Origin of the sequence: uncultured Gemella sp., assembly GCF_963519265.1 — a bacterium.
GTDB lineage: Bacteria > Bacillota > Bacilli > Staphylococcales > Gemellaceae > Gemella.
Map to the genome: position 1 here is coordinate 1 of NZ_CAUQNQ010000064.1, position 6,859 is coordinate 6,859.

Annotated in this window: 6 protein-coding genes; all 6 read left to right on the forward strand. The window is 29.3% G+C overall.

The genetic code is table 11. The features are described from left to right. The first annotated feature begins 92 nt into the window (after window positions 1-92). Window positions 93-1,043, forward strand: a complete 951-nt coding sequence (locus tag RWN11_RS06350) for a ribose-phosphate diphosphokinase (RefSeq protein WP_314160920.1) — start codon at window positions 93-95, stop codon at window positions 1,041-1,043. Window positions 1,044-1,138: 95 nt separating this feature from the next. Further along, window positions 1,139-1,696 carry an aminoacyl-tRNA hydrolase gene (gene pth / locus RWN11_RS06355; RefSeq protein ID WP_314160921.1) on the forward strand — a complete coding sequence of 186 codons (558 nt, stop codon included), beginning with the start codon at window positions 1,139-1,141 and terminating at the stop codon, window positions 1,694-1,696. Window positions 1,697-1,764: 68 nt separating this feature from the next. Continuing rightward, window positions 1,765-5,316 carry a transcription-repair coupling factor gene (gene mfd / locus RWN11_RS06360; RefSeq protein WP_314160922.1) on the forward strand — a complete coding sequence of 1,184 codons (3,552 nt, stop codon included), beginning with the start codon at window positions 1,765-1,767 and terminating at the stop codon, window positions 5,314-5,316. After that, complete coding sequence (locus RWN11_RS06365) at window positions 5,309-5,872, forward strand: DNA-3-methyladenine glycosylase I (protein WP_314160923.1); 564 nt, start codon at window positions 5,309-5,311, stop codon at window positions 5,870-5,872. Before mfd ends, RWN11_RS06365 begins: the two co-directional genes overlap by 8 nt. A 133-nt stretch (window positions 5,873-6,005) precedes the next feature. Then, window positions 6,006-6,527, forward strand: a complete 522-nt coding sequence (locus RWN11_RS06370; protein WP_314160924.1) for a GrpB family protein — start codon at window positions 6,006-6,008, stop codon at window positions 6,525-6,527. Beyond that, the coding region (locus RWN11_RS06375) for an FAD-binding protein (protein WP_314160925.1) at window positions 6,520-6,859 on the forward strand (340 nt) is incomplete at its 3' end. The genes RWN11_RS06370 and RWN11_RS06375, both read left to right, overlap by 8 nt.

Consider the following 6,859-nt stretch of genomic DNA (forward strand, 5'->3'; position numbering starts at 1 on the left):
ATTAGTAGAAATTATCTAATATTTATGCTATAATAATTTACGGAATACATCTGTATTACTATCGAACCAAATTTTAAGGAGAAAAATTTAATATGCTTGTAGATAAACCATTAAAGCTGTTTTCATTAAATGCTAACATTCCATTAGCACAACAAGTAGCGAAGTCACTAGGAGTAGAATTAAGCAAATGTAGTGTAAAAAAATTCAGTGACGGTGAGGTTTCAATTAATATAGAGGAAAGTGTACGTGGTAGCGAAGTATTCGTACTACAATCAACTAGTGGTCCTGTAAATGACAATTTAATGACTTTATTAATTATGATAGATGCACTTAAACGTGCTTCAGTGGACACTATTAACGTTGTAATTCCTTATTACGGATATGCACGTCAAGATAGAAAAGCAAGAAGTCGTGAACCAATTACTGCTAAATTAGTAGCTAATCTACTAGAGGTAGCAGGAGCAGATCGTATAATTGCATTAGATCTTCACGCTCTTCAAATTCAAGGTTTCTTTGATATTCCAGTTGATCACCTTATGTGTGTACCAATTATTGCGAAATATTTCAAAGAAAAACTTCCAGATATGGAAGAGGTGGTTGTTGTATCACCAGACCACGGTGGTGTAACACGTGCGAGAAAACTGGCAGATGCGTTAAATACACCAATCGCAATTATCGATAAGAGAAGACCAAAACCAAATGTTGCTGAAGTTATGAATATTGTAGGTAACATTGAAGGAAAAACTTGTATCCTTATAGATGATATTATTGACACAGCAGGAACAATTACTTTAGGAGCTCAAGCACTTAAAGATAGAGGAGCAAAAGAAGTTTATGCAAGTTGCTCACATGCTGTATTAAGTGGACAAGCATTAGATAGAATTGAAAATTCTCCAATTAAAGAGTTAGTATATGCTAACACAATTTATATACCAGAAGAGAAAAAATTAGATAAAATGGTACCGTTATGTGTAGGTGATTTAATAGCTAAAGCTATTTACAAAATCCATAATAACGAACCTGTAAGTGTTCTTTTTGAATAATAATTAATTAAATCAAGCTCTGAGAAGGCAGCGGTGTCCGTTGCCTTCTTTAAGTCATATATTCGATAGTAAATAAAATAATGAGAGGATAACTTATGAAATTAATAGTAGGATTAGGAAATCCAGGTAAACAATACGAAAATACAAGACATAATATTGGTTTTATGGTTCTAGACGAACTAGCAAGATCATGGAATGTAAATTTTGATAAAACTAAATTCAATGCAGAATACGCTATGACGTATCACAATGGAATTAAATATTTATTAGTAAAGCCAACAACATATATGAATTTATCAGGAGAGGCAGTAGGAAAGTTTTATGATTATTTTGAAATTGATATAGAAGATATTTTGATAATCTATGATGACTTAGATACAAAAACTGCAAACTTTAAACTTAAAGCAAAAGGGAGTAGCGGGGGACATAACGGGATTAAGAGTATCATAAGTCACCTTGGAACAGAAAAATTCAATAGACTTAAAATTGGTATAGATAGACCAACTCCACCTATGAAGGTTGTTGATTATGTATTAGGAAGATTTTCAAAAGATGAAATGGTTGAAATTGGAAAAATTTATTCGAAAAGTATAAATTGTATTGAAGATTTTTCTAAAATGAATTTTGTAGATTTGATGAATAAATACAATTAAAGGAATAAATGCAGCATTAGAGGAAGGAAGTTCCCCTCTGCTGCTATTTGTCGTAGGAAGGAGCGTACATGATAAAAGAAAGTCTGTTAGAAATAGTTGATTTGCAATTTGAAAAAAAATATAAAAATATAGGGGTTTATGGACAAAATCTAACAACACGTTCTTTGGAAATATATAACGAATATAAACAAAGTAATAACACTGTTATAGTGCTATCTCAAAGTAAGGCAGAAGCAGAAGAATTATTTGCAATATTAAATGATTTCGAAGAAGAAACATATATTTATCCAGAAATAGATATACTAAAACGTCATACTTCTAAGAGTAATGATTTAGTCCAAAATTCAATAAAAGTACTTGAAAACTTAGTTCATAATATACAAAGCATAATTATTATACCAATAGAAGCTATCTATAGAACAGTAAAAAATCCTAGAGATTTTAAAAATAATAGTTTTGAAATTAGTGAAGATACTGTCATTAGTTTTGATGAGTTACAGAAAAAACTCGTAAATATGGGATATCGACGAGTTGAGAGTGTTGATGTAGTTGGAGAGTTTTCAAAAAGAGGTAGTATAGTTGATATTTTTAGTCCATTAAGTGAAAAGCCTATCAGGTTGGATTTCTTTGATGATGAGCTTGATAGTATGAGGATTTTTGATGAAATTACTCAAAGATCTCTGGATAGAATTGATAGTGCAGTTATTTATCCAACAAGTGATTTTTTCCTTACTTCTGAAGAAAAAGATATAGTTGTTGAGAAAATACTCTCTAAGTTGGACGATAAAAAGATACAAGAAGATGAAAATTATCAAGAAATTAGTACTTATCTTAAAGAAAAAATAGAAATCTATAGAGCAACAGGAGATTTTAGTGACTTAGAGAGTTTCTCAAATTTAATTTATGAAAATTCATTTAGTATTGTAGATTATTTAAATGATGATACTATTATCTTCTATGACAATTATCACAAAATCTTAGAAAAAATAGAAGGATTAAGAGAGTATTTTTTAACAAGTTTACAGGAAATGAATAGAAGCTATATCTATCAAGATGTAATAGACAATATAGCATTTGAAAAGATTCAAAATTTAGATAGTAGAAAATACTATTTATCTACTTTAAAATTAAATGATAAAATTATCGAGAAAAACTATAACTTAGATATAATTGACTTAGCATATTATTCAAGTGAAGAGTATTTAGCTAAGGAAATTAGAGAAAAATTAACAGATAATTATAAGGTAATAATTTCATTAAATACTCAAAAGCAAAGAGATTATGTCGAAAAAGTTCTGTTTGATAATTATTTTTATGATGATATTTACTACGGTGTTAAAGAAGGGAAAATTTTTATTGATGTAAATAAATATCACCTTAAGGGGTTAGAGGATAGAAAGAATAAAATATTTTTATTAACACCTCGTGAACTCTTTACAGAAGAAGAGAGAAAAAAACGTCGCGTAAAATTCAAATATACTAACTCAGAAAAAATACGAAATTATCAAGAGTTAAATATTGGTGATTATATTGTTCATGTTAGCCATGGGATTGGACTTTATGAGGGTATAGAAAATGTCGAAGTAGGAGGAGTATATAAAGACTTCTTAAAGATTGTCTACGATGGTGGAGATATTATTTATGTAGATATAAATAATATGAACTATATTCAAAAATATACAGCTTCTACAGACAACAGAAAACCTGCACTGAATAAACTAGGTACGAAAAATTGGCAAAAAACTAAAAGTAGAGTTCGTAAAGAAATTGAAGATATTTCTGAGGACTTGATTAAACTGTATATCAAACGTGAGTTGAGTTCGGGATATGCATATAGTTTTGACGGTAGTATGCAGGCTGAATTTGAAGCTGATTTCGCATTTACTCCAACTGAAGATCAGGTAAAAGCTACTGAAGAAATCAAAAGAGATATGGAAAAAGAACGTCCAATGGATAGACTCCTTTGCGGAGATGTTGGATTTGGTAAAACGGAAGTAGCAATGAGGGTTGCATTTAAAGCTGTTACCGATAATAAGCAAGTAGCTGTTTTAGTCCCCACGACTCTTCTTGCTGAACAACACTATGATAACTTTGTAAGTAGATTTGCGAATTTTCCTATTAATATAGAAGTTGTTAGTAGGTTTAAATCTGCAAAAGATATTACAGAAATTTGTAAAAAACTTGAAGAAGGTAAGATTGATATCATCGTAGGAACGCATAAACTATTAAACGATAAGTTTAAATATAGAGATTTAGGTTTATTAATAATAGATGAAGAACAACGTTTCGGAGTTAAACATAAAGAAAAAATTAAACATCTAAAAAATACAGTAGACGTACTTACTCTTAGTGCTACACCTATACCAAGAACACTGCATATGAGTTTGATTGGAATTAGGGATTTATCTGTAATAGAGACACCACCAAGAGAACGACAACCTATCCAGACATTCGTAACAGCTCAGAATAAAATGGTTATCAAAGAAGCGGTTATGAATGAGGTGAACCGTGGAGGTCAGGTATTTTATGTTTATAATAGAGTAGAAACAATTGATGAAAAATACTTAGAGTTAAAACGATTATTGCCTGATATTAATATAGCGTATGCACATGGTCGTATGAGTCAAAGAGAACTTGAGAATATTATGTCAGATGTTATCGATAGAAAATATGACATGTTAATATCAACGACTATTATAGAAACGGGTATTGATATTTCAAATGTAAATACTTTGATTGTCGAAGATGCTGATCGTTTTGGATTAAGTCAATTGTATCAACTTCGTGGACGAGTTGGACGAAGTAGTAGAGAAGCCTATGCATACTTAATGTATGAACCGTTTAAATCATTAACAGAAAACTCGGAGAAAAGATTATCAGCGATTAAGAACTTTACTTCTCTAGGAAGTGGATTCAAGATTGCGATGCAGGACTTATCTATTCGAGGAGCAGGGGATGTTCTAGGTGGGAGACAACATGGATTTATCGATTCGGTAGGTTATACGTTATATTCTCAAATGTTAGAACAAGAAATTCAGGCTAAAAAAGGAATTTTAGAACCTTTATTAGAGAAAGATAGAACTCAAGACGTTAGTTACTATGAAAATATAATTAAAGAAGCTACTCCAAAAATTAAAAAAGATATTTTTGAAGTTGAAACAGATGACCTAGAGATTAAACTTAATGTAGATGCCTTTATTCCAAAAGAGTATATCTCTAATGATGCGGATAAAATAGATTTCTATAAGAGATTAAATAACGTCGTAAGTGATGAAGAAATAGAAAGTATTGTGGAAGATTTAATAGATAGATTCTCTGATTTTGGAGAAGAAGTAAATAATCTAATAGATATTTGTTATTTAAAAGTTATGGCAAAAAATACTATGGTTACTAGTATAAAAGAATTAGCCAATAAGGTTGTTATAACATTCGATAAAGAAATTATGAATAATCTAAAAGGAAAAGAATTATTTACAGATTTAACTCCTCATAAAGATACTCGTATTATTGCCAAGGATGGATTTTTCCTTGAGATTGATAAAAAAGAAAGATATAGCATCAGGCGAATTAGAGAAATGTTAGCTATTGTGAATAATAATTTGGAGGAAAATCATGAATAAAAATAGATGTTCATGGGCAAAAGCTCCCTTAGATATTAAATATCATGATAATGAATGGGGCAGAGAAACTCATGATGAACAGATGCTATTCGAATATTTAGTATTAGAGGGTATGCAAGCAGGATTAAGTTGGTCGTTAATATTAAAAAAACGTGAGAATTTTAAACGTGCTTTTGATAATTTTGATTATAATATTTGTGCAAATTATACTGATGAATATTTAGAATCATTAAGGGAAGATGAAAGTATTATAAGAAATAAGTTGAAAATCTATTCAGTTAGAAAAAATGCTCTTGCATTTATTAAAGTACAAAAAGAATTTGGGAGTTTTGATAAATATATCTGGGGTTTTACAGAATATAAAAAAATCAATAATAAGTTAGAAAGCTACAAGGATGCACCGAGTGAGTCTGAGCTTTCAATAAAAATTAGTAAAGATTTGAAAAAAAGAGGATTTAATTTTGTAGGTGGTACTATTATCTATAGCTATTTACAAGCGATTGGAATGATAAATGATCATGAAAAAGGTTGTTTTTGTTATGAAGAATGCTGTTAGTAAATAAATAATGTAGTTAATATCATAAGTTTATTTACTTAGCTCATAGATGAAATCCGGATATAGCTTTACTTTAAATAAAATAACGTCTATAATAGATTAGGATATTTAATTACAAGATTGGATTTTATAAATGGATAAGAGAATTGTTAAAATTGAAGAAATAAAAGACAATGAGGTCTTTGTAAGCATATTTTTAGAAGAAATAAAAAAAATACAAGAAATCCCAAAAATGCCGAAGTGTGAGTTTTTGCACATTGGAGCGACGAGTACAACACAGGTATTGGGAGAAAAAATTGTAGATATGCTTGTTGTTGTTGAGAATTTACACGAGATAACAACATTTGATGAGAAAAGGTTAAACAATATAGGTTATCATAGAATAGCTCATAATGGAATAAAAGGTGTAATTAAGTACGCTAGAATAATTGATTATTTAACAATGAGCTATGATGTAGTATTAAATGTAGTCCAACGAGATACAGAAGTACACAAAGATTTTATAAAAGTTAGAGAAGTTTTTAATAATGAAGATTTAAAAAATGACTATAATTCATTTAAAAAGAAAAATAAAGACCTTTCATTTAAAGATTATTCAGCACAGAAAATAATATTTATAAATGAAATGTTAAAAAGGATTGAAAACTATGATTAAGATAAAAAAAATTGAAGAAGTTCTTCAAAGTAGTAAAGTATTATATAACGAACCTTTAAGAAATTATAGTTTCACAAAAACTGGCGGAAATGCTGAGATTTTAGTGAAAATTAATAACGAAAAAGATTTGCAAAATGTAATATCATATAGTAGCGAAAATAATATTAAATTAACTATACTTGGTAATGGTTCGAATGTATTAATTTCTGATAACGGAATTCAAGGGATAGTAGCCTTAACTAGTGATATGAATAATATAGAGTTACTAGAAGGAGAGGTTATTTCTTGTTATGCGGGATTAACGTTAAAAGAACTTACAGACTTTTGTATTG

Bases quoted from the DNA above. Each gene is read 5' to 3' on its own strand.
- pth (WP_314160921.1), top strand. From the start codon at position 1,139: ATGAAATTAATAGTAGGATTAGGAAATCCAGGTAAACAATACGAAAAT.
- mfd (WP_314160922.1), top strand. From the start codon at position 1,765: ATGATAAAAGAAAGTCTGTTAGAAATAGTTGATTTGCAATTTGAAAAA.
- RWN11_RS06365 (WP_314160923.1), top strand. From the start codon at position 5,309: ATGAATAAAAATAGATGTTCATGGGCAAAAGCTCCCTTAGATATTAAA.
- RWN11_RS06350 (WP_314160920.1), top strand. From the start codon at position 93: ATGCTTGTAGATAAACCATTAAAGCTGTTTTCATTAAATGCTAACATT.
- RWN11_RS06370 (WP_314160924.1), top strand. From the start codon at position 6,006: ATGGATAAGAGAATTGTTAAAATTGAAGAAATAAAAGACAATGAGGTC.